The organism is Kitasatospora sp. NPDC053057, assembly GCF_044546945.1.
GTDB lineage: Bacteria > Actinomycetota > Actinomycetes > Streptomycetales > Streptomycetaceae > Kitasatospora.
Genome location: NZ_JBITZP010000004.1, coordinates 125876 through 145742 on the forward strand (window position 1 = coordinate 125876; position 19867 = coordinate 145742).

A 19867-nucleotide genomic window follows, 5' to 3' on the forward strand; every position below is an offset into this window, starting at 1 on the left:
GACGAGGCGGCGGTAGGACCGCGACAAGGCGGGGAGGGCGACGTGTCCCGGGAGCGCGCCGGGTGGTATTCGTGGGCGGTGCCCTCGACGACCCCCCGCCTCCCGCGGCGCGCCCTGCCCGCCCTCGCCGCCCTCCTCCTCGCCCTGCCCGTCGGCTGCTCCGGCCCCGGCGGCGCACGCGACGCGGGCGCCCCGACGAGCCGCCCACCGCTCGCCGAGCGGGTCTCCGCCGACACCTCCCCGGCCCTGCGGGCCTTCTACGACCAGCGGCTCGACTGGGCCCCCTGCGACGCCGACGCGGACCCCGCCGACCAGGACGAACCCGTCCTGCAGTGCGCCACCCTCAAGGTCCCGCTGGACTACGCCGACCCCGGCGGCCGCACCACCGACGTCCCGCTCGCCCGGGTGCCCGCCGCCGACCCGGGCCACCGCACCGGCGCCCTGCTGCTCAACCCCGGCGGGCCCGGCATCTCCGGCATCACCATGGCCCGGCGCTGGCAGGGCAACCAGGGCCCGCTGCGCGACCACTTCGACCTGGTCGGCTTCGACCCGCGCGCCGCCGGCGGCACCCTCCCCGTCCACTGCCTGGACGACCGCACCCGCGAACAGTGGACCAGCACCGACGACCCGGCCTACGACCACGGCCAGGTCCTCGCCGACGCCTGCCAGGCCAAGTACGCCGACGTGCTCCCCTACCTCGGCACCCGCAACACCGCCCGCGACATGGACGTGCTGCGCGGCGCCCTCGGCGAACGCAAGCTCGACTTCTTCGGCCTCTCCTACGGCACCTACCTCGGCGCCCTCTACGCCGAGGAGTTCCCCGACCGCACCGGCCGGCTCGTCCTCGACGGCGCCGTCGAACGCAGCACCGACCTGATGCACCTCAACGGCGAACAGGCCGTCGCCACCGAGGCCGCCTTCCGCGCCTACGCCACCGGCTGCGCCGCCGAGGACGACACCTGCCCGCTCGGCAGCGACCCGGCCGCCGCCCCCCAGCGCCTCGCCGACTTCCTCGACGGCCTCAAGGACCACCCGCTGCCCGCCCGTGACGGCCGGACCCTCACCGCCGCCCTCGCCTGGACCGGCGTCCTCGACGCCCTCGACGACGGCCGCCGCAACTGGCCCCGGCTGCGCGCCGCCCTCGACCCCGCCCTCGCCCACGGCGAGGCCGACGAACTGCTCAAGCTCGCCGACGGCACCACCGGCCGCGACGAGGACGGCCACTACGACACCGCGGCGGACGCCTACGCGGCCATCCACTGCGCCGACGCCCCGCTCGCCCCCACCGCCGCGGACCTGCACGTCGCGCTCGCCGACCTCGCCGCCCGGGCCCCGCTCACCAGCCGGCACGACACCCGGGTCACCCTCCTCGACCCCGACTGCCGCCGCTGGCCGTACCGCTCCACCGAGCAGCCGCACACCGTGACGGCGACCGGCAGCGCACCGATCCTGGTGATCGGCGGGACGGACGACCCGGTCACCCCCTACGCGTGGGCGCAGCGGATGGCGGCCGGGCTGCAGCACGGCGTGCTGCTCACCCGCGAGGGCGACGGGCACATGTCCTGGGACCGCAGCGCGTGCGTGCGCGACGCCGTCGCCGCGTTCCTGGTGGACGGGGTGCTGCCGGCCGCCGGGACGCGCTGCGGCTCGGACTGAGCCGGGGAACGCGAAGAGGGGGCGTGCCGCGCGAACGCGACACGCCCCCTGGGGAGTTGAGTCTCCGGATCAGGGTTTCCCGGAGCTTGGACTCCCGGGTGAGGACTCCCGAGCCTGATCCGGGAGCAGGGATCAAGGCTCCCGGATCAGGATTCCGGAGTCAGGACTTCGGAGCCGTCAGGTCGTAGAAGGTGGCGCCGCCGACCGTCTTGGCGGTGAAGTGGCTGGTCACCCAGGCCTCGATCTGGGCGGCCTCGGTCTGCTGACCGCCTTCGCCGCCCTCACCGCCCGCGCCGCCGAAGCCGCGGTGCGAGCCGCCGGCGATGAACCAGTGCACCTTGCCCTGCTGGACGTACTTCTGGAAGCCCTCCAGGCTGAGCGAGGGGTCCGTGCCGTTGAAGCCGCCGAGCGCCATCACCGGCTTGCCGGTGGCGAGTTGGTAGCTCGCGGCGTTCTGCGAACCGGTGGTGGCGGCCGCCCAGGTGTAGTGGCCGGCGTCCTGCGAGAGCAGCGCCACGGCCTCGTCGCTCACCTTGGTGCCGCCGAGCAGGCCGCCCATGCCGCCGGCGAAGCCGCCGGGGCCGCCGGCGCCCTCGGGGCCCTGGCCGCCGGGGAAACCGCCCGGGAAGCCGGTGGCGCCGCCGGGGCCGGTGGCGCCGCCGGTACCGCGCTCGTGGCGGCCGCCCGGGGCAGTGCCGCCGCCGGAGCCCCGGCCGGAGCCGCCGGGGAAGCCGCCCTGACCGTGGGTGCCCTGGCCGTTCTGACCACCCTGACCACCCTGACCGCCGGGGAAGCCGCCCTGACCGCCCCAGCCGCCCTGGCCGTTCTGACCGCCCTGGCCGAACATCCGGCCGTTGCCCAGCGCGCCCTTGCCGCCCTTGCGCCCGAACGACCCCGGCCCGAACGCGCCCTTCACGGACGGCCCGGCGGTGATGATCGAGCCGTTGTGCGCGGTGCCCACGGTGTCCACCGCGTACGCGGCCGGACCGCCGAGCGCCGCCGCCACGCCCACCAGGCCCGCCACCGAGGCGATCCGCGCGCCGGTCCGTCCGGAGACGCCGCCGACGTACTGCCCGGCGACCAGCGCGACCGCCGCCGCCAGCCCGCCGACCAGCACCGCCCAGCGCAGCCAGGGCAGGAAGTCGGAGCTGCGGCCGAGCAGGACGAACGCCCACCCCGCCGTCACCGCGAGCACGCCCGCCAGCAGCAGGGCGTACGGCAGCCGGTGCCGCGCCCGCCACAGACCGTCCACGCCCATGCCGACCAGCGCCGCGACGGCCGGGGCCAGCGCCACCGTGTAGTACTGGTGGAAGATCCCGGACATGAAGCTGAAGATCAGCGCGGTGGAGATCAGCCAGCCGCCCCAGACCAGGAACGCCGCGCGCGCGGTGTCCGGCCGGCCGTAGCGGCGGGTCGCCCACAGGCCGACCACCAGCAGGATCAGTGCGGCCGGCATCAGCCAGGCGATCTGCCCGCCGATGTCGCTGCCGAACAGGCGGGTGATGCCGGTCTGGCCCCAGCCCCGGTTGTGCATCGCGCCGGCCGGCAGGTCGAGCCCGGCCGGGAGGTGTCCGCCGCCGCCCACGCTGCCGCGCTCGTTGCCGTCGACCCGGCCGAGGCCGTTGTAGCCGAAGGTCAGCGACAGGAAGCTGTCGTCCTGCGAGCCGCCGACGTACGGGCGGGCCGAGGCGGGCAGCAGCTGGACGACCGCCACCCACCAGCCGGCCGAGAGCACGAGTGCCAGGCCCGAGAGCAGGGTCTGCCGCAGCCGCCGCCAGAAGCCGGTGGGGGCCACGACCAGGTAGATCACCGCGAAGGCGGGCAGGATCAGGAACGCCGCCAGGGTCTTGGTGAGGAACGCGAAGCCGAACATCGTCCCGGTGAACAGCAGCCACCGGGTGCTCGCCGTCTCGACCGCCCGCACCATCCCGTACGCGGCCAGGGTGAGCAGCAGCACCAGCATGGCGTCCGGGTTGTTGAAGCGGAACATCAGCGTCGCGACCGGGGTGAGCGCCAGCGCGGCGCCGGCCAGCAGGCCGCCCAGCGGGGAGAAGCGGCGGCGCACCGTGGCGTACAGCACGCCGACGGTGGCGGCGCCCATCAGCGCCTGCGGGGCCAGGATCGACCAGGAGGACAGACCGAAGAGCCGCACCGACAGCGCCATCGGCCACAGCGACGCCGGGGGCTTGTCCACGGTGATGAAGTTGCCGGCGTCGGAGGAGCCGAAGAAGAAGGCCTTCCAGCTCTGGCTGCCGGCCTGGACGGCGGCCGAGTAGAACGCGTTGGCCCAACCGGAGGCGCCCAGGCCCCACAGGTAGAGGACGACGGTCGCGGCCATCAGCGCCAGCAGGGCCGGGCGCACCCAGCGCGGGTCGTCCGCGCGCCCGCGCCAGGCGCGGACCGGGAGGGTGCGCAGCCGTCCGGACCAGGAGGCCGGGCCCTTCGGGCCGACGGGCGGCAGGGGCTGCTCGGGGAAGAGCGGCGCCGGGGTCGGTCGACCGGTGCCCGGCTGCGGCACCTCCGGCGGCGGGTAGTTCGCGGCCTCGGGCCACGGATCGCCGGCCGGAGGGGAGTAGCTGCTCGTGGTCATGCGCCATACCGTGCGTGGCGTGGCTGAGAGAACCGTGAGACGCGGCTGTGAGACGGGTGTGATGTGTCCCGTCTCACCCGTACGGCCAGGGGCTCAGGAGGTTCTCATCCGGCCTTCATCCGGCCGTCGCGCGGGCGTCCGTCCGGGTATCGGCTTCCCGGCTCCCGGGCTCAGGCGGCGGCCGGCATGGTGATGTGCTTGCCCAGCCACTCCAGGGCCGGGGGGATCTCCCGGGTCCAGGTGTGGAAGTTGTGGCCAGCGGTGTCCAGGGTGATGGTCGACATCTTGGTGGGGGCCTTGAAGGCGGCGACCATGGCCTTGGTCTCGTCGTAGTTGTTCTCGTCGTACGCGCTGGTCAGCAGCAGCGAGACCGGGACGGGCGGCTGGTTCTTCAGCCGCCACAGCAGGTCGTTCTCCTGCTTGAGCTTGTCGTCGCCGCCGAACAGGTCGCCGGTGGTCGGGTCGTGGGCGGCGCTGTAGTAGCCGGAGAGCGCGATCGCCGCCGGGTAGGAGTCGGGCTTGCGCAGCGCGAACTTGAGCGCGCAGTAGCCGCCGGTGGAGTTGCCGATCACGGCCCGGTTGGCCGGGTCGGTGCCGATCCGGTAGGTGGTGGCGAGGGCCTTGGGCAGGTCGCTGGTGAAGAAGGTCTCGACCTGGGGGCCGTTCGGCACGTCCACGCACTCGGTGTCCCGGTCGCCGACGAGGGTGGGGCGGGTCATCACCAGGATGGTCGGCGGCAGCTTCTTCTGCTCGATGGCGTCGAGGGTGGACGCCGGGTACTGCATCAGCGAGATCAGCTTCTCCGGGGTGCCCGGGTAGCCGGTGAGCACCACGGCCATCGGGAAGCGCTGCTTGGCGAAGCCCGGCTGGAAGTACTGCGGCGGGAGGTAGACGTACGCCTCGGTGCTCAGGCCGCTGCCGGCTCCTTTGACGTCGACCTTCTGGATCAGGCCGGAGCGGTCGCGGTCCGAGCCCTGGGCCGAGTAGAACTTCTGCTCACCGGTGATCGACACCCCGGAGGCGTTGGGCTGGTGGTCGACCACCGTGCCGAGCCCGCCGCTGGTGCCGAGCAGGTCGGTCCAGGAGCTGTAGAAGCCGAAGTAGCTGTTGGCGATCAGGCCCATGGCCGCCAGCACCGAGAGCTGGGTGGCCAGGAAGGCGCCGATCCGGCCCAGCCAGGACTTCCAGCCCTTCCCGCCGAACTTCGGCCAGAACCACATGGTGGCGGCGAAGACGACGATCGCGATGACCGAGGTGATGATCTGGAGGGGGAGTCCGGTGAGACTGAGCACGTGCCCGATCGTAGTTGACCCCGATGGGAGGGCCGGGACGGCCCCTGGGGGTGATCGATTCCAAACCGGTTGACCGGGACGGTCCATGATCGGCACCATGTCGCCCCGTGTGCGCACGGAGTGTGCGCCCGGCGCCATCGGGGTGGGGTTGTGAAGTTCCTGGGGTCCACGGGTAGGTCCGGTCTGGCCGTCGGTGCGGCGCTGCTGCTGGCGGCGTGCTCCGGCGGGGGCGGTACGGCCGCGTCGAGTGCCTCGCCGTCGGCCGCCGCGACGCCGTTCGGTACAGCGCTCGACCAGGCACTCGGGCCGGTCGGCACGGCGTTCGGCAAGGCGACCTCGGCCAAGAGCGCGTACGACCTCGAAACCGCGCTCGCCGGCCTGGCGTCCGACGCCAACCGGGCCGCGCGGAACCTGAACGCCGCCACCGCGCCCTCCGACGCCGCGCCGGCGCGGGCCGACCTGGCGACCGCCCTGACCACGCTCGCCACGGACACCGAGGCGGTCCGGGCCGATATCACGAAGCACAAGCTCTGCGCCGCCGGCGCCGGCCTGGCCCAGTTCGGAGCCGGTCAGGGAGTGGCGGGGGTCTCGGCGGCGCTCGCCAAGCTGACGGCGGCCGGCTACCGGACCGCCTTCGCCGTCCCGGAACTGCCCAAGTCCCCGGCGCAGCCGCGGACCCTGGAGCACGGCACCGTGGTCCGTGAGGGCGGCAAGGGCGGAAAGGGCGTGGTGAAGGTCGACAACAACGGCCAGACGGACGCGGTCTTCACGATCGCCGCGAACGGCACGTCGGTGGCCTCGGTGTACGCGGCCAAGGGGCAGCAGGCCACCATCGAGGGCATTCCGGACGGCCTGTACGACTTCTACTTCACCGGTGGGGTGGACTGGGACTCCGGGACGAAGCAGTTCACGCAGGGCTGTGCGTTCGCCAAGTTCACGGGCAGGAATGACTTCACGCCGGACCGGGGCGGGACGATCTGGACGGTCACCCTCATCTCGCCGGACGGCAAGAGCCGACCCGATATCGAGTGGGTGGACGTGAACACCTTCCCGCAGCCGTAACGTTCACCGGCTCCGCCCGTAACGGGCATACCAGGACGGGTTGTTGCCAATCGATGGCACAACCCGTCCCGCACTGTGGCGAGTTGTGCAAGAACAGTTGACCGCTTGAAGTGACCATGGCACTTTCGTGCGGGCGCGGGCCTCGGCGACTAGCCGGGCACCCCGCGATCCCCCACAAGGAGAGCCATGTTCAAGAGACTTGTCGCGGTGGCCGGTACGAGCGCCGTCGTCGCGGGCGGGCTGGCCTTCGCGGCCGCCCCCGCGCACGCCGTCCAGGCGGCCGACCTGACGGCGACCATCGCCCTGGACGACTGCTCGGCCTCGCTGGTCCGGTTCCCCGCCTCGGTGGCCGGTGACCGGGCTATGATGCTCACCAACGGGCACTGCCTGCCCACCATGCCCTCGGCCGGCCAGGTCATCCAGAACGTCAGCGCCAGCCGCAGCGGCACCCTGCTGGACGGTGCCGGCAACAGCCTCGGCACCGTCCAGGCCGACAAGGTGATCTACGCGACGATGACCGGCACCGACGTCGCGCTCTACCAACTCACCGACACCTACGGCTCGATCAGCTCCCAGTACGGCGTCACCGCCCTGACGGTCAACGACGCCCACCCGGTCGACGGCGCCTCGATGTACATCCCGTCCTCGTACTGGAAGCAGGTCTGGAACTGCTCCGTCAACGGGTTCGTGCCCACCCTGCGCGAGGACCAGTGGACCTGGCACGACTCGCTGCGCTACAGCTCCGGGTGCAACACCACGCACGGCACGTCCGGTTCGCCGATCATCGACTCCGCGAGCGGGCGGATCGTCGGCATCAACAACACCGGCAACGACGACGGCCAGATGTGCACCCTCAACAACCCCTGCGAGGTCGCCGCCGACGGCTCCACCACGGCCACCAAGGGCCAGAGCTACGGCGAGGAGACCTACTGGTTCACCACCTGCCTGAACTCCAGCCGCGCCATCGACCTCACCGTGCCCGGCTGCCTGCTCACCAAGCCGGCCGGCGCCTCGGTTTCGGTGGCCAGCCCCGGTGACCAGTCCACCACCGTCGGCGGCGCGGTGAACCTCCAGGTCAACGCCTCCGGCGGCACCGCCCCGCTGTCCTACTCGGCCAGCGGCCTGCCGGCCGGGCTGTCGATCAACTCCTCGACCGGCCTGATCTCCGGCACCGTCTCCACCGCCGGCAGCTCCACCGTGACCGTCACCGTCACCGACGCCGCCGGCAAGTCGGCCACCACCAGCTTCGGTTGGACGGTCGCCGGCAGCGGCGGCGGCTCCTGCACCCCGGCCCAGCTGCTCGGCAACCCGGGCTTCGAGACGGGTTCGGCGGCGCCGTGGACGGCTTCGAGCGGCGTGATCGACAACAGCTCCTCGCAGCCGGCGCACGGCGGCAGCTGGAAGGCGTACCTGGACGGCTACGGCAGCAGCCACACCGACACCCTGTCCCAGACGGTCACCATCCCGTCCGGCTGCAAGGCGACGCTGAGCTTCTGGCTGCACATCGACACCGCCGAGACCGGCTCCACCGCGTACGACAAGCTGACCGTCTCGGTGAACGGCACCACGCTGAAGACCTACTCCAACGTGGACGCCGCCACCGGCTACCAGCAGCGCACCTTCGACCTCTCCGCCTACGCGGGCAAGAGCGTCACCGTGAAGTTCACCGGCACCGAGGACTCCTCGCTGCAGACCAGCTTCGTGATCGACGACACCTCGATCCAGACCAGCTGACGATCATTTGGTAGAGGGGCCCGGCGGCTTCGGCCGCCGGGCCCTATCGGTTGCTCATGTTTCGCTCAACTTCCTTGCACCGCAGGGACCGATGGCTAGGCTCCCAATTGACGTGGACCGGACGGGGAGTCCGTCCGCGCATGGACAGGGGTGGGAGAAATTGACTGACCTGGATTTCGAGCGACGGGTGAATCCGTGGCTCTTCGACAGCTCCGGAAACCTGACGGAAGCGGCGAAGAAGCAGTTCCCGGACCTCGCCGCCGCCGCGGCCGGCGCCCAGCCTCCAGGGTGGTCGCCGGAACCGGTGGTCGGTGCGAGCGGCAGCGGCCCGACGGTGAAGGTCAGTCCGGAGGCGCTGCGTCGGGCGGCGACCAATGCGGAGACTCTGCACACCAAGTTCGATAAGGCATGCCAGGACATATGGAGGAATAACCTCCACCCCACGGAGGACGTGTCCGGGGATTGGGCGATCGTCAAAGCCATTGAAGGCATGGGGCAGATCTGGGGTGGCCAGGTGTCGGCAACCAGTCAGATGATGGGGAACATATCCACCGCACTTGCCAGCAACGCCGACCAGTACGCGCGTGCCGAACAGGCGAACGCCCAGAACTTCGGAACCAGCTGAGGACTTCGACATGGTGACCGTTCACGATCTGAGTGCATCGTCCTTCAGCGGCATAGAGGGCCTGGCCGAATCCTTCGAGTCGCTGGTGCGCAACTGGGAGTTCTCCTCCGAGCTCACCGGGGATGTCATCACGCCGCTTCAGGGAGCGGGCTGGCGGGGCGACGCGGCCGAACGGGCTGCCGCCACCATTGCCAAGGTCCGGAACGAGCTCGACGCGGCATTCGAGGAGGCAAGCGCCATCGGGAAGGCCCTGCGCGATGCCTGCACCGAACTCAACGCGGCCAAGGCAGACCTGAACGCGGCCGTGAAGAAGGCCGCCGACCACGCCATGCAGGTGAGCATTGCCGACGGCCGGGTCACCTGGCCCGCACCGAAGACTGCGGCGGACAAGAGCGACCCGAACTACGCCACCACCTACGAGCAGCTGGCGAAGGAGGTGGCCGACGACATCGGGAAGGCCCTGGCGCGAGCGGAAGCCGCAGACGCCGCGGCCGCCACGGCGCTCGCCGCCGTTACGGGGAAGGACGCGACCAAGTTCCAGCCCGCACCGGGCAGCCCCGAGGACCAGGCCAAGCAGGCGGCCGACATCCTGAAGCTGGCCGGGAACGCCACCGACGCCCAACTGGACCAGCTCAACAAGGCCTTGAAGGACCACGCCAACGACCCGCGGTTCACCACGGCCTTCTACCAGAACCTCGGGCCGGACGGATTCCTGAAGTATTACGGCCAGTTGGCCGCCGCCTCGGCCGACAAGGGTGGCAACCGGCCACAGGCCATCGTCGACCTCCAGGCGAACCTCGGCACGGCGCTGGCCACCGCCACCAACACCCGCAACTACCCTCGTCTGTCGGACGAGTGGGAAGCGGGGTTGCGTCGCGCGGGCGTAGCCCGGGTGGACGTCTGGCCGGCCGGCGGCGCCCAGCCGTTCGGCTACCAGGTCCTGTCGAACATCCTGCGGACCGGCACGTACGACAAGCACTTCCTGAACCCGATCGCTGAGCACGTCACCCAGCTGAGCGAGAAGGACGCGGTCTGGACCTCGGACGGGTGGAACGTCAGGGATTTCAACCGGTTCAAGTTCCTGGGCGCCCCGCAGGGCGGCCTCAACCCGATGGCGGGGGTGCTGGAGGCCCTCGGACACAACCCGCAGGCTGCGATGGCCTACTTCCACGACCCGACCACGACCTACAACGTCGACGGGTCGGTCAAGGCGTACAACCAGGAGAACAAGCACTTCGACCTGCTGACCAGGTCGGGCGGCGATTCGCCGCTCCAGGACGTGTGGACGGGGCGCACCGAGCTGTACGGTCACGCGGAGCAGGCCGGGGCGACCTCCCTGGGCCACGCCCTGGAGGCGGCCACCACCGGCCGCGCCTACGACTCGCAGGACCCACTGACGCCGCACACTCCGGAGGAAGCGGACCTGATGAAGAAGGTGGTCGACCGCTTCGGCAACGGGGACGGCCCCAAGTCGCTCCGTGCAGGGGCGCCGTTCGCTGGTGCCGCGCCGAGTCTGGGCCACATGATGGCTGCCTACATGGGCGACGTGCAGGCGGCGATGAGTCCGCAGGACCACACGCTGACGACCTACGGCACCCCGGTGAACAACCTGCGCACGGAGGAGACTGCGAAGCTGCTGGGCGCGTTGGGCCGCAACCCCGAGGCCTTCGGTGCCATCGCCCAGGCCCAGCAGGCCTACACGACGGCGCACATCCAGGACGTCATGCTGCACCAGGATGTCTACGGTGCCCAGTTCAACCAGGCCGTGAACAATGCGGCGCGCTCCGGCGGCGAGGTGGCCGGCATCCTCACCGCGGCGCGGACGGACGCGCTGGTGAAGGAGATGCACGCCCAGGCGGACGCGTACAACAAGTCCATCGACCAGAACGCCATGTGGGGGAAAGCGGTCTGGACTGCGACCGGCGGCAAGGTGTTGGGGATGATTCCCGGCGTCGGCTCGGGTGTGTCGCTGCCGGTGAACTACTTCGTCGACCAACTGACGTCGAGCTACCACATCACTGACGTCAACACCGCGGACCCGGCCACCTCAGCGGACGTGGCGGGCGTCGGCGGTCCAGCCGGCGCTGCCAAGCAGGCCGTGGAGACCGCCGCGCAGGGAAGCGGCCTGAACACGGATCAGATCGAGGCGCTGTCCGGAGGGGCCGCGAACGCGGTGCGGGACGGCGCGAACGACAGCGCAGGGCTCTTCACCCGGGCCGTCAATGGCTGAGGGAAGGGGGAACGGACGGCGGTGGCTCGCCGCCGGGGTCGTGGCGGTACTGCTCGCCGGGGCCGGGTGGTGGTGGCGATCGGCCCACGCACCGGCGGAGCTACCCGCCAGCGCCTGCTGGTCGGTGCTGACCCGGGCGGACCTCAAGCCCCTGGCAGAGGGTGAGCACGGGACGTTCGCCGCGTCCTACTGGCTGGACGACGACGGGAAGCGGCTCCGCCCGAACCCGAAGGAGTACGAGCAGAGCTGCGAGGTCGGTCGGAGCCCGGAGGACACCATCCTGAGGGTCGTTGTGCAGCCTGTGCGCGACTCCGGAATGCAGGGCCGCTTCGCCCCGTCGGGGACCGACGGTCAGCTCGACTTCGGTGCTGACGTGCAAGGGTTGGTCAGGCAGGAGAAGGCGAGTCTCGGGTTCCGGTGTGACAACCCGGAGACCACGCGCATGGGCGCGCCGTACGTGGAGGTCGAGGTCAGCACGCGCTTCACCCAGCCGGTACCGGACAGGAGCCACCGGGCGGTCCTCGACATCCTGCTGAAGACCACCAAGGCCGTCGTGGCGGACTACCCGTGCTCGAACCCGCTGCACCTGCCGGACAGCGTGCCCACGACGGCGGCGAACTTCCCGCCGCCGGGGCCGTGAGCGGATCGGGGCCGCCCTATGCTGATCCGATGATCGACCCGATAGAGCTGGTGATATTCGACTGCGACGGCGTCCTGGTGGACAGCGAGGTGATCGCCGTCCGCGTCCTCGTGCAGCTGGGGGAGGAGTACGGCTGGCCGCTGACCGAGGCGGAGGCGATCGAGCGGTTCGTCGGGCGCTCCGAGGCGGCCAACCACGCGATGGTCGCCGAGCGGCTCGGGGAGGAGACCGCGACGCTGTTCGACAAGCGCTTCCGTGAGCTCCACGCCGAGGCCGTCGACGCCGGGCTGACGCCGGTGGACGGCCTGCCGGAGGCGCTGGATGCGCTGGAGGCGCTCGCGCTCCCCACCTGCGTGGCGTCCAGCGGCACCCACGAGAAGATGCGTCACACCCTGGGCCGTACCGGACTGTACGGCCGCTTCGAGGGCCGGATCTTCAGCGCCACCGAGGTCGGGCGCGGCAAGCCCGCGCCCGACCTCTTCCTGCACGCCGCCCGCAGCATGGGCGTCGACCCGGCCCGCTGCCTCGTGGTCGAGGACAGCGGCCCCGGCGTCGCCGCCGCCCGCGCCGCCGGGATGCGCGCGCTCGGCTACGCGGGCGGCGTGACGGCGGCGGAGCGGCTGGCCGGGCCGGGCACGGTCGTCTTCGACGACATGCGTGAACTGCCCAGCCTCATAGCCTCTTACCAGGGGTAGCGACCGCCCTCCGGGTGGAAGAACTGGCCGCTGGGCTCGGTCAGGGCCTCGCCGAGCTGGCGGGCGATCCGGCGCCCGTCCTCCTCGACGCTGGACGGCCCGGAGTGGTGGTTGAGGTCGGTCGCGCAGTGGCCCAGATCGATATGGCTCAGATGCGTGCCGACGAACACCTTGTGTCAATATCCCGTCACAAAACAAGAGAAAGAAAGCGAGGGTGTGCAATATTCGGCAATTTCCAGCTTCTGATCGACTGACGCGAATAGCGTGGAAGAGTGGCCTTCGTGAAGGCTGACATGGGACGCCGGTATCGGCTGTATCCCACCGTTGGACAGGAGGAGACCCTGACTCGGTGGGCTCACACCTGCCGGGCATTGTGGAATGTGGCGTTGGAACAGCGCTGTTACCTCTATCGTCAGCGCGGGATCACTCTCATGGGAACCGCGCAGAGCAAGCAACTCGTTCAAGCGCGCGCCGAACTGGAATGGATGGCCGATCTCCCGTCGGAGTGTGGCCAACGGGTCCTGGCAAACCTGGATGCTGCCTACCTGAACTTCTGGAACCCCGATCACCCGGCCGGATTTCCATCACGGAAAAAGCGCGGTCACCGGACGAGTGTCCCGTTCAAGGGCCAACGTGTCAGGGTTCGCAAGCTGAACCGGCATTGGGCCGAGGTTAGGCTTCCGAAGCTCGGGTGGGTTCGGTTCCGGCTCTCCCGCGCTCTCGGCGGCGTGATTCGCAATGCGACCGTGTCTCGGGACGGGACCGGCTGGCACGTCTCCTTCGGCGTCCATACCGGCTGGAAGCCGGGTGCGCCGAACGGCAGGCCGGGATGCGGCGTGGACTTCGGAGTGGCAGCCTCGGCGTTCGTCTCCACCGAGGCCGGGCCCCGCCTGATGCCGCCCACGCTCACCAAGGCCGAACAGGCCCGCCTCAAACACCTGGAACGCAAAAAGGCCCGGCAGCTCACCTACGCCAGGAAGCACAACGGCGGCCGGTACTCGAACCGGATGCGCCGCACCATAGCCCGGATCACCAAGCTCAAGACCCGGCAGGCCAATCGCCGGGCCGACTTCACGCACAAGCTCACCACTGACCTCGCCCAAAACCACGGCTTCGTCGGGATCGAGGACCTGCGCGTGAAGAACATGAGCGCCAGCGCCAAGGGCACCATGGATACCCCCGGGAAGAAGGTCGCGCAGAAGTCCGGGCTCAACCGGTCGATCCTGGACAACGCGCCTGGGGAGCGCAGGCGGCAGCTGACGTACAAATGCCGCCTGTATGGCTCCAAGCTCATTCCTGTACCGGCGTTCCAAACCTCTCAGACCTGCGCAAACCCGGTGTGTGGCAAGGTCGATCCGGCCAGCCGTCCCGGTTGTGGACGCATCTTCCGATGCGTCCACTGCGGATGGGAGGACGATGCCGACCACAATGCCTCGGTCGAGATCGAGGCCCGAGCCCGCCGGACGGGTGGCTTGGTCACCAACAGCACGCGCAGCGCCGCCACGGCGCGAGTCCCGGTCCAGAGCCGGAGGCGGATGCGTGAAGCCCTCTCGGCCACCCGTGTGTAGTCGAAGGGAATCGCCCCACTTGTGGCGGCGAGCATCGTCAACAGTGGACGATCTTCTAACGGCCGCCCCCAGTACCCCCTCGCACTCGGCGCTGCGGCTGCTCAAGGTGGTGGGGAGTCAGGACCTCGCGGTACGGGAGTGAGCTGCCGACCGCAGGGCGGGGACGGCGAGGTCGAGGAAGTCGCGTACCGGGCCCGGGCGGTCGCCGCCCTCCAGCACGGCCAGGCAGGTTTCGACGGGTGGGAAGTCGGCGATGGGCAGGTAGACCAGGTCGGGGCGGGAGTAGGAGCCCGCGACGCTCAGCGGGACGATGGCGACGCCCTGCCCGGCGGCGATGAGCTCGAACTTCTCGTCCAGGGTGTAGGTCCGCCGGGCCCGGGCGTCGAGGACGGGCTCACCGTCGAGGTCGGCCGTGGCGAGGCTGCTGCGGCCGGCCAGTGGGTGGGTCACGGGCAGGCACGCGACCTTGGTCTCCCGGCCGATCGGGACGGTGCGCAGGCCCGTGTCGTCGAAGGGGCGCCGCAGGTAACCGACGTGGGCGCGGCCGTCACGCAGCGGCGCGTCCTGCTCCCACCAGCGCAGCGGGAGCACGTCGACCGTGACCTGCGGGTGGCGTGCCGTGAAGGCGCGGATCGCCTCCGACACGTGCAGGCCGGGGGAGAAGGCGACCACCAGCCGCTGTTCGCCCAGCGCGGCCTCCTGCACGCGCCGCAGGGCGGTGTCCACGGTGGCGGTGATCCGCTGCGCTTCCTCGTACAACTTCCGCCCGGCGGCCGTCAGTTCGACGCTGCGGGTGGTTCGGGTGAACAGGGCGCAGCCCAACTCCTGCTCGAAGGCCCGGATCTGCCGGCTGAGCACCGGCTGGGCGATGAACAACGCGTCCGCCGCCCGGCCGAACCGGCCGTGTTCGGCCACCGCGACGAAGTAGCGGAGCTTGCGCAGGTCCAGATCCATGCCCGCACGGTATCAATGCGCCCGGAAGGGTATTGGACGCCCGGGCCCGGCCGCTTCGAGACTGGTCGCATGACCGACAGCACCCGCAGCACCGCCCTGATCATCGGAGCCTCCCGCACCCTCGGCCTCGGGCTCGCCGCCGAACTCCTCCGCCGCGACTGGGACGTCATCGGCACCGTCCGCGGCACCCGGCGCACCGGCCTGCACGACCTGGCGGACGCCTCCGACGGGCGGCTGACCGTCGAAACCCTGGAGATGACGGACCCGGGGCAGATCGCCGCGTTGCGCGACCGGCTGGCCGGACACGCCCTCGACCTGCTCTTCGTCAACGCCGCCGTCACCCGCGGCGACCTGCCGATCGGCGAGGTCCCGACGGACATGTTCACCGAGGTCATGGTGACGAACGCGCTCAGCTCGATGCGCGTCGTGGACGCCATCGGCCCGCTGGTCGCGCCGGCCGGGACCATCGGCGTCATGTCCTCCGACCAGGGCAGCATCGCGCTGAACACGGACGGCGGCCAGGACCTGTACCGGGCCAGCAAGTCCGCGCTGAACCAGCTGATGCGCTGCTACGCGGCCCGCGAGGCGGACGGCGCACGGACGCTGCTGCTGATGGACCCGGGCTGGGTGCGCACCGAACTCGGCGGGTCCGAGGCCGAGTTGAGCGTGGAGGAGAGCGTTCCCGGGGTGGCGGAGACGATCGAGCGGCACCGGGGGAAGGGCGGCCTGCACTTCGTGGACCACCTGGGGCAGGTCGTGCCCTGGTAATTCGTTTGCCGGGTCCGACGGGTGCTGGCAGGGTCGGGCGCCATGTCGTCTCCCCGCAAGATGCACGCGAACGAACTGGACATCGACGAGGCACTGGTCCGTCGGATGGTGGCCGCGCAGTTCCCGCAATGGGCGGGTCTGCCGGTCGAGTTGGTCGACTCCTTCGGGACCAGCAATGCGATGTACCGGCTGGGCGCGGATCTGGTGGTGCGGATCCCGCGCATCCCAGGAGCGGCCGAGGACATCGCGAAGGAGTGCAGCTGGCTGCGCCGCCTGGCGCCCGAACTCCCGGCCGCGGTACCGGTACCGGTGGGCCTGGGCGAGCCGGTCGACGGGTGCCCCTGGCGGTGGTCGGTGCTCCGGTGGCTGGAGGGGACCAACCCGGTGGCCGGACGTGCTGACCAACCTGCACTGCTGGCAGGCGACTTGGCGTCGTTCGTGACCGCGATACACCGGGTGGACACGGCCGGCGGTCCGGCCTCCTACCGCAGCGAGACGCTCGCGGAGCGGGACGGCGCGGTCCGGCGGGCGGTCGCGGCGCTGGCGGGCGTGGTGGATGCCGATGCCGTAACTGCGCTGTGGAAAAACGCAGTTGCGGCGCCGGAGCACCCCGGCCCGCCGGTCTGGATCCACGCCGACCTCCAGCCCGGCAACCTGCTGGTCGACGGCCGCGGGCGGCTGAGCGCCGTCATCGACTTCGGCTGCGCGGGCCTCGGCGACCCGGCCGTCGACCTGATCACCGCCTGGTACGTGCTCCCAGCCGCCGTGCGCGACGCCTTCCGGACGGCCGTCGGCGCCGACGACGCGCAGTGGGAGCGGGGGAGGGGCTGGGCGCTGTCCGTGGCGCTGATGGAGCTGAGCTGCTACCGGGAGAGCAACCCGCGGATGGCGGACACCGCCCGGTACGTGATCGGCGAGCTATTCGCCGATTGTGACCGCGGGAACCGTCCCGGCGGAGGGAGCAGGGCCGAGCGGACGGAGGCGTTCGGGTGACGCCGCCCGGGCGGTTCGGCGTGGCTGGGCGGTGGCGACGGGGCGGGGCGGGCAGGCTTCTCCGCCATGTCCACCGATGACAACAAGCGACTGGTCCGGCGCTTCTACACGGAGATCGACGCCGGCAACCTGGAGGCCATGGACGAGCTGGTCGCCGAGGACTACGTCGACCACCATCCGCCGCCGTTCCCGGTTTCCCCGGGACGTGAGGGGCTGAAGGAGGCGTTCCGGCTGTTCTGGGAGGCCACCCCCGGCACGCACCGGATCGAGGACCAGATCGCCGAGGGCGACAAGGTGGTGACCCGGCTGACCGCCGTCGGGGTCCACCGAGGCGATCTGCCGGGCGCTCCCGCCACCGGGAACCCGATGGAGATGACGGCGACGGTGATCCACCGGATCGAGAACGGGAGGCTGGCCGAGAAGTGGTCCGACAAGGACGAGCTCGGCCTGCTCCAGCAGCTCGGCATCCTCCCGCCGCTCGGCGGCCCGCCCGCCGACTGAGCCGCCGACGCGGGGCCCGCGACTCAGGCGAGGTGGGCAGCCGTGAGGAGCCGCTTGGTCATGCCCAGGCGCTCGTACACGGCGATGGCGGACGGATTGTCCGCGTGCACCATCAGGGCGGCACGCCCGTGCCGGCGCACCAACTCCCCGAGGACGAAACCGCAGACGGCTCGCGCCAGCCCGCGCCCGCGGGCGGCGGGGTGGGTGCACACGCCGGCCAGGAACCCGCAGTCGGCCGCGGACCAGACGTCGGCCGCCACGGCCAGGGGCTCCGGTGGGGCGCCGTTCCCGGGGGAGTCGACGATTCCGGCCCAGCGGTGCGCGCCGCCATCCTCCGGTTGGGCGAAGGAGTCGGGGAAGAAGCGGTCGAACAGCGAGGCCGCCTCCTTCACCGTCACTTCGTCCAGCCACTCCACCCCGGCGGTGGGGGAGTCGGGCAGGGTCGAGGTCTCCATCCAGAAGAACGCGCCGAGCGGCGTCAGCCCGGGGATCCGGTCGATCAGCGCGTCGACCAACGACGCCTGGCCGACGGGACGGTAGGCCGGTCCGACCTCGTCCAGCACGCTTCGCACCAGGTGGGCGGCGTCGTCGGGGTCACCGTTGATCGCCAGCCGGTCGCGTCGGGAGAGGTCGGGGCTCGTCACAGCGAGGGCCGTTCCGTGCCGCCAGGCCCGTACTCCGGGGCCCAGTCGGCCGTTGGGCCCTCCCTGGGCCGCCCACAGCAGGTGCGCGTCCCCGGCGGCAGCTTCCCGGACGTCCCCGAGGTTTCTGAGTTCTTCCATGCGTCTCTACCTATCAACCGGCGTGATCATGCGCAGTGATCCAGCGCTCACCCGGCCTCGCCGAGATCGACGAGCAGCGCGTCGAGCGCGTCGGTCAGGGCCTTGGAGTTGGCCGCGTCGAACCAGGTGGTACGGATGCGCTCGTTGAGGCCGCCGGGCGTCTCGTGGTCCCGGGCGAGCCGGCGCAGGTCACGGGTGTCGTCGCCCAGCGCGCGCTCGACGCCCTGGAACAGGCCGCGCACGTAGCGGTCCGCGGCCTCGGGTGGAACTCCGTGCCGGGCGGCCCATTCGGTGAGCGTGGCCAGGTACTGGTAGTGGGCGGTCAGGGTGCCGGTCAGTGCGGAGAAGACGTCGAAGGCCGCCTCGTCCGCGACGGAGAGCGCACCGCCGAGGCGGTCGAAGAGGGAGTCCACCACCGGGTGGGAGGGGCAGGTGACGGTGACGGAGCGGCGCTCACGCACCGCGGGCAGCGGGATGGCGCGCACCAGCGGGGCGTCGGTGCCGAGCGTCCGGCGCAGTTCGTCGATCCCGGTGCCGGCCATGAGGCTGACCAGCACGCAGTCGCCGCGGACCCGGAGCCCGGCGAGGGCCTCGCCGCGGTCCTGGGGCCGGACGGCGATGACCACCACGTCGGAGCGGTCCAGCACCTCCTGGTTGTCGGCGCACACCCGTACGGTCGGGTACCGCTCGGACAACTCGGCCGCCGTACGGGCCCCTCGCGGGGAGAGAAGCAGCTCCGGGGGCTCCTCGATGCCGTCGCACAGGCCGACCACGAGGGCCCGGCCGATCTCGCCCACGCCGATGATCCCGATGCGTTCCACTGCGTCTCCCCGTCGTCCTGCGGCCGTGCGGCTTCGCACGCCGCCCGGATCGCCGCTCCCCGAGCGATCCAATCACCGTGGTGATCGTTTCGTCGAGGATTTCAGGGCGTGCGGGGGTGGTCGGTGGGCAGGCGCCACTCGAACGGGAACAGGTCTGCGGCCCAGGCGGGGTCGGAGGAGGCTGCGGGGGCGCGCAGGAAGGTGCGGTGGCGAAGGAGTTCGCGGCGCTCGGCGGGGGTGAGGAGGCGCTCGTCGGGGCCGAGGTTTCCGTAGTCGTCGGGGTCGAGGTCGGGGCGGCCGTCGATCGGGGCGTCCTCGGCGACGTTGAGCAGGTCGCCGTCGGCGGTGCGGTAGTCGAGGCGGAAGTCGGTGCGCCACTGCGAGTTGTTGCCCCAGCCCTGGGAGAGGTCACGGGTGGGGCGGTGGGCGCGGCGGTGGGTCCAGTAGATCGGCCAGCGGTCGGCCACCCCGCGCTCGGCGTGGGCGGCGCCGGCCCGGACCCGTACGCCGGCGCGGCTGAACAGCAGCTCGCCGAGCATCAGGCCGGGCCAACGGATGTCGAGGATCTCGATGGGAGTGTTGGGGTCTTCGGCCTGTTCGACCTCGGTGATCTCGTGCAGGAAGGGGTCGAAGGGGGAGTGAGTGTCGAAGGGCGTCATGCCGAGGGCCGTGAACAGGTGGAGATAGGGCGGGAGTTGGGGGTCGAGGAGGAGGTAGTCGCTGACGCGGCTGAGGGCGTAGAGCTCTTCGAGGAGGTCTTCGTCATCGGCCCACCAGTGGCCGTGAGGGGTGGCGGCGGTGCGGAGGCGTGCCCGGTAGCCGTCGGCGGCGGACTGTTCGAGCCAGGGGCCGATGACGTCCTCGTAGGGGCCGTCGGTGTCGAGTAGCGCCTCGTACAGCGCGCGAGCGTTCACCCCTGTGATCCTGGCAGGTTTTGCCAAACGGTCGACCAATTT

The 19867-nt window shown here is 71.2% G+C and carries 17 protein-coding genes and 2 pseudogenes; 12 read left to right on the forward strand and 7 right to left on the reverse strand.

Annotation, left to right across the window (positions count from 1 at the left end):
• The first annotated feature begins 78 nt into the window (after positions 1–78).
• Positions 79–1656 (forward strand): alpha/beta hydrolase, encoded by a 1578-nt coding sequence (locus ACIG5E_RS07045; protein WP_396532097.1) that lies wholly within the window; start codon positions 79–81, stop codon positions 1654–1656.
• A 160-nt stretch (positions 1657–1816) separates the two neighbouring features.
• On the opposite strand, the gene ACIG5E_RS07050 is transcribed toward ACIG5E_RS07045, so the two are convergent.
• A complete protein-coding gene (locus ACIG5E_RS07050) occupies positions 1817–4246 on the reverse strand; it encodes a glycosyltransferase family 39 protein (protein WP_396532098.1) in 2430 nt (809 codons plus the stop codon).
• 170 nt (positions 4247–4416) lie between these two features.
• The gene (locus ACIG5E_RS07055) at positions 4417–5538 is read right to left on the reverse strand and encodes an alpha/beta hydrolase (RefSeq protein ID WP_396532099.1); all 1122 of its coding nucleotides are present in this window, start codon (positions 5536–5538) and stop codon (positions 4417–4419) included.
• A 150-nt stretch (positions 5539–5688) separates the two neighbouring features.
• Between ACIG5E_RS07055 and ACIG5E_RS07060 the strand changes: the two genes are divergently transcribed.
• The 7 genes and pseudogenes from ACIG5E_RS07060 (at position 5689) to ACIG5E_RS07090 (ending at position 12524) form a co-directional block, all read left to right on the forward strand.
• Entirely contained in the window at positions 5689–6600 is a 912-nt protein-coding gene (locus ACIG5E_RS07060) for a hypothetical protein (protein ID WP_396532100.1), read from the forward strand.
• Between the two features lie 366 nt (positions 6601–6966).
• Positions 6967–7404: pseudogene (locus ACIG5E_RS07065) on the forward strand (trypsin-like peptidase domain-containing protein); the annotation flags it as partial.
• 216 nt (positions 7405–7620) lie between these two features.
• Positions 7621–8334, forward strand: a pseudogene (locus ACIG5E_RS07070) (putative Ig domain-containing protein); the annotation flags it as partial.
• Positions 8335–8494: 160 nt separating this feature from the next.
• Complete coding sequence (locus tag ACIG5E_RS07075) at positions 8495–8959, forward strand: WXG100 family type VII secretion target (RefSeq protein WP_396532101.1); 465 nt, start codon at positions 8495–8497, stop codon at positions 8957–8959.
• Positions 8960–8969: 10 nt separating this feature from the next.
• Positions 8970–11189, forward strand: a complete 2220-nt coding sequence (locus tag ACIG5E_RS07080; protein WP_396532102.1) for a DUF6571 family protein — start codon at positions 8970–8972, stop codon at positions 11187–11189.
• A 124-nt stretch (positions 11190–11313) separates the two neighbouring features.
• A complete protein-coding gene (locus tag ACIG5E_RS07085) occupies positions 11314–11829 on the forward strand; it encodes a hypothetical protein (protein ID WP_396532104.1) in 516 nt (171 codons plus the stop codon).
• Between the two features lie 29 nt (positions 11830–11858).
• A complete protein-coding gene (locus tag ACIG5E_RS07090) occupies positions 11859–12524 on the forward strand; it encodes an HAD family hydrolase (protein WP_396532105.1) in 666 nt (221 codons plus the stop codon).
• Here ACIG5E_RS07090 and ACIG5E_RS07095 read toward each other — a convergent pair.
• Positions 12512–12694, reverse strand: coding sequence for a hypothetical protein (locus ACIG5E_RS07095; protein WP_396532106.1), 183 nt, complete (start codon positions 12692–12694; stop codon positions 12512–12514). The two genes, ACIG5E_RS07090 and ACIG5E_RS07095, sit on opposite strands and share 13 nt — an antisense overlap.
• Before the next feature lie 102 nt (positions 12695–12796).
• On the opposite strand from ACIG5E_RS07095, the gene ACIG5E_RS07100 reads away from it, so the two are divergent.
• Complete coding sequence (locus tag ACIG5E_RS07100; protein ID WP_396532107.1) at positions 12797–14092, forward strand: RNA-guided endonuclease InsQ/TnpB family protein; 1296 nt, start codon at positions 12797–12799, stop codon at positions 14090–14092.
• Between the two features lie 117 nt (positions 14093–14209).
• Here the strand turns inward: ACIG5E_RS07100 and ACIG5E_RS07105 are convergent, their stop codons facing one another.
• Positions 14210–15046 (reverse strand): LysR family transcriptional regulator, encoded by an 837-nt coding sequence (locus ACIG5E_RS07105; RefSeq protein ID WP_396532109.1) that lies wholly within the window; start codon positions 15044–15046, stop codon positions 14210–14212.
• A 69-nt stretch (positions 15047–15115) separates the two neighbouring features.
• Between ACIG5E_RS07105 and ACIG5E_RS07110 the strand changes: the two genes are divergently transcribed.
• The 3 genes from ACIG5E_RS07110 to ACIG5E_RS07120 all read left to right on the forward strand — a co-directional run bounded on the left by ACIG5E_RS07110 (position 15116) and on the right by ACIG5E_RS07120 (position 17308).
• The gene (locus tag ACIG5E_RS07110) at positions 15116–15814 is read left to right on the forward strand and encodes an SDR family oxidoreductase (RefSeq protein WP_396532110.1); all 699 of its coding nucleotides are present in this window, start codon (positions 15116–15118) and stop codon (positions 15812–15814) included.
• Between the two features lie 60 nt (positions 15815–15874).
• Positions 15875–16807 carry an aminoglycoside phosphotransferase family protein gene (locus ACIG5E_RS07115; protein ID WP_396532112.1) on the forward strand — a complete coding sequence of 311 codons (933 nt, stop codon included), beginning with the start codon at positions 15875–15877 and terminating at the stop codon, positions 16805–16807.
• A 66-nt stretch (positions 16808–16873) separates the two neighbouring features.
• A complete protein-coding gene (locus tag ACIG5E_RS07120) occupies positions 16874–17308 on the forward strand; it encodes an ester cyclase (protein WP_396532113.1) in 435 nt (144 codons plus the stop codon).
• 23 nt (positions 17309–17331) lie between these two features.
• On the opposite strand, the gene ACIG5E_RS07125 is transcribed toward ACIG5E_RS07120, so the two are convergent.
• From ACIG5E_RS07125 to ACIG5E_RS07135, 3 genes are all read right to left on the reverse strand, one after another.
• Complete coding sequence (locus tag ACIG5E_RS07125) at positions 17332–18090, reverse strand: GNAT family N-acetyltransferase (protein ID WP_396532114.1); 759 nt, start codon at positions 18088–18090, stop codon at positions 17332–17334.
• Between the two features lie 47 nt (positions 18091–18137).
• Complete coding sequence (locus tag ACIG5E_RS07130) at positions 18138–18911, reverse strand: NAD(P)-binding domain-containing protein (RefSeq protein WP_396532116.1); 774 nt, start codon at positions 18909–18911, stop codon at positions 18138–18140.
• A 101-nt stretch (positions 18912–19012) separates the two neighbouring features.
• On the reverse strand, positions 19013–19825 hold the full coding sequence (locus tag ACIG5E_RS07135) for a hypothetical protein (RefSeq protein WP_396532117.1): 813 nt from the start codon (positions 19823–19825) through the stop codon (positions 19013–19015).
• Positions 19826–19867: the final 42 nt, after the last annotated feature.

Excerpts from the sequence above, each read along its gene's own strand:
- ACIG5E_RS07050 (WP_396532098.1), bottom strand. The coding sequence starts at position 4,246 with ATGACCACGAGCAGCTACTCCCCTCCGGCCGGCGATCCGTGGCCCGAG.
- ACIG5E_RS07080 (WP_396532102.1), top strand. The coding sequence starts at position 8,970 with ATGGTGACCGTTCACGATCTGAGTGCATCGTCCTTCAGCGGCATAGAG.
- ACIG5E_RS07090 (WP_396532105.1), top strand. The coding sequence starts at position 11,859 with ATGATCGACCCGATAGAGCTGGTGATATTCGACTGCGACGGCGTCCTG.
- ACIG5E_RS07105 (WP_396532109.1), bottom strand. The coding sequence starts at position 15,046 with ATGGATCTGGACCTGCGCAAGCTCCGCTACTTCGTCGCGGTGGCCGAA.
- ACIG5E_RS07110 (WP_396532110.1), top strand. The coding sequence starts at position 15,116 with ATGACCGACAGCACCCGCAGCACCGCCCTGATCATCGGAGCCTCCCGC.
- ACIG5E_RS07115 (WP_396532112.1), top strand. The coding sequence starts at position 15,875 with ATGCACGCGAACGAACTGGACATCGACGAGGCACTGGTCCGTCGGATG.
- ACIG5E_RS07120 (WP_396532113.1), top strand. The coding sequence starts at position 16,874 with ATGTCCACCGATGACAACAAGCGACTGGTCCGGCGCTTCTACACGGAG.
- ACIG5E_RS07125 (WP_396532114.1), bottom strand. The coding sequence starts at position 18,090 with ATGGAAGAACTCAGAAACCTCGGGGACGTCCGGGAAGCTGCCGCCGGG.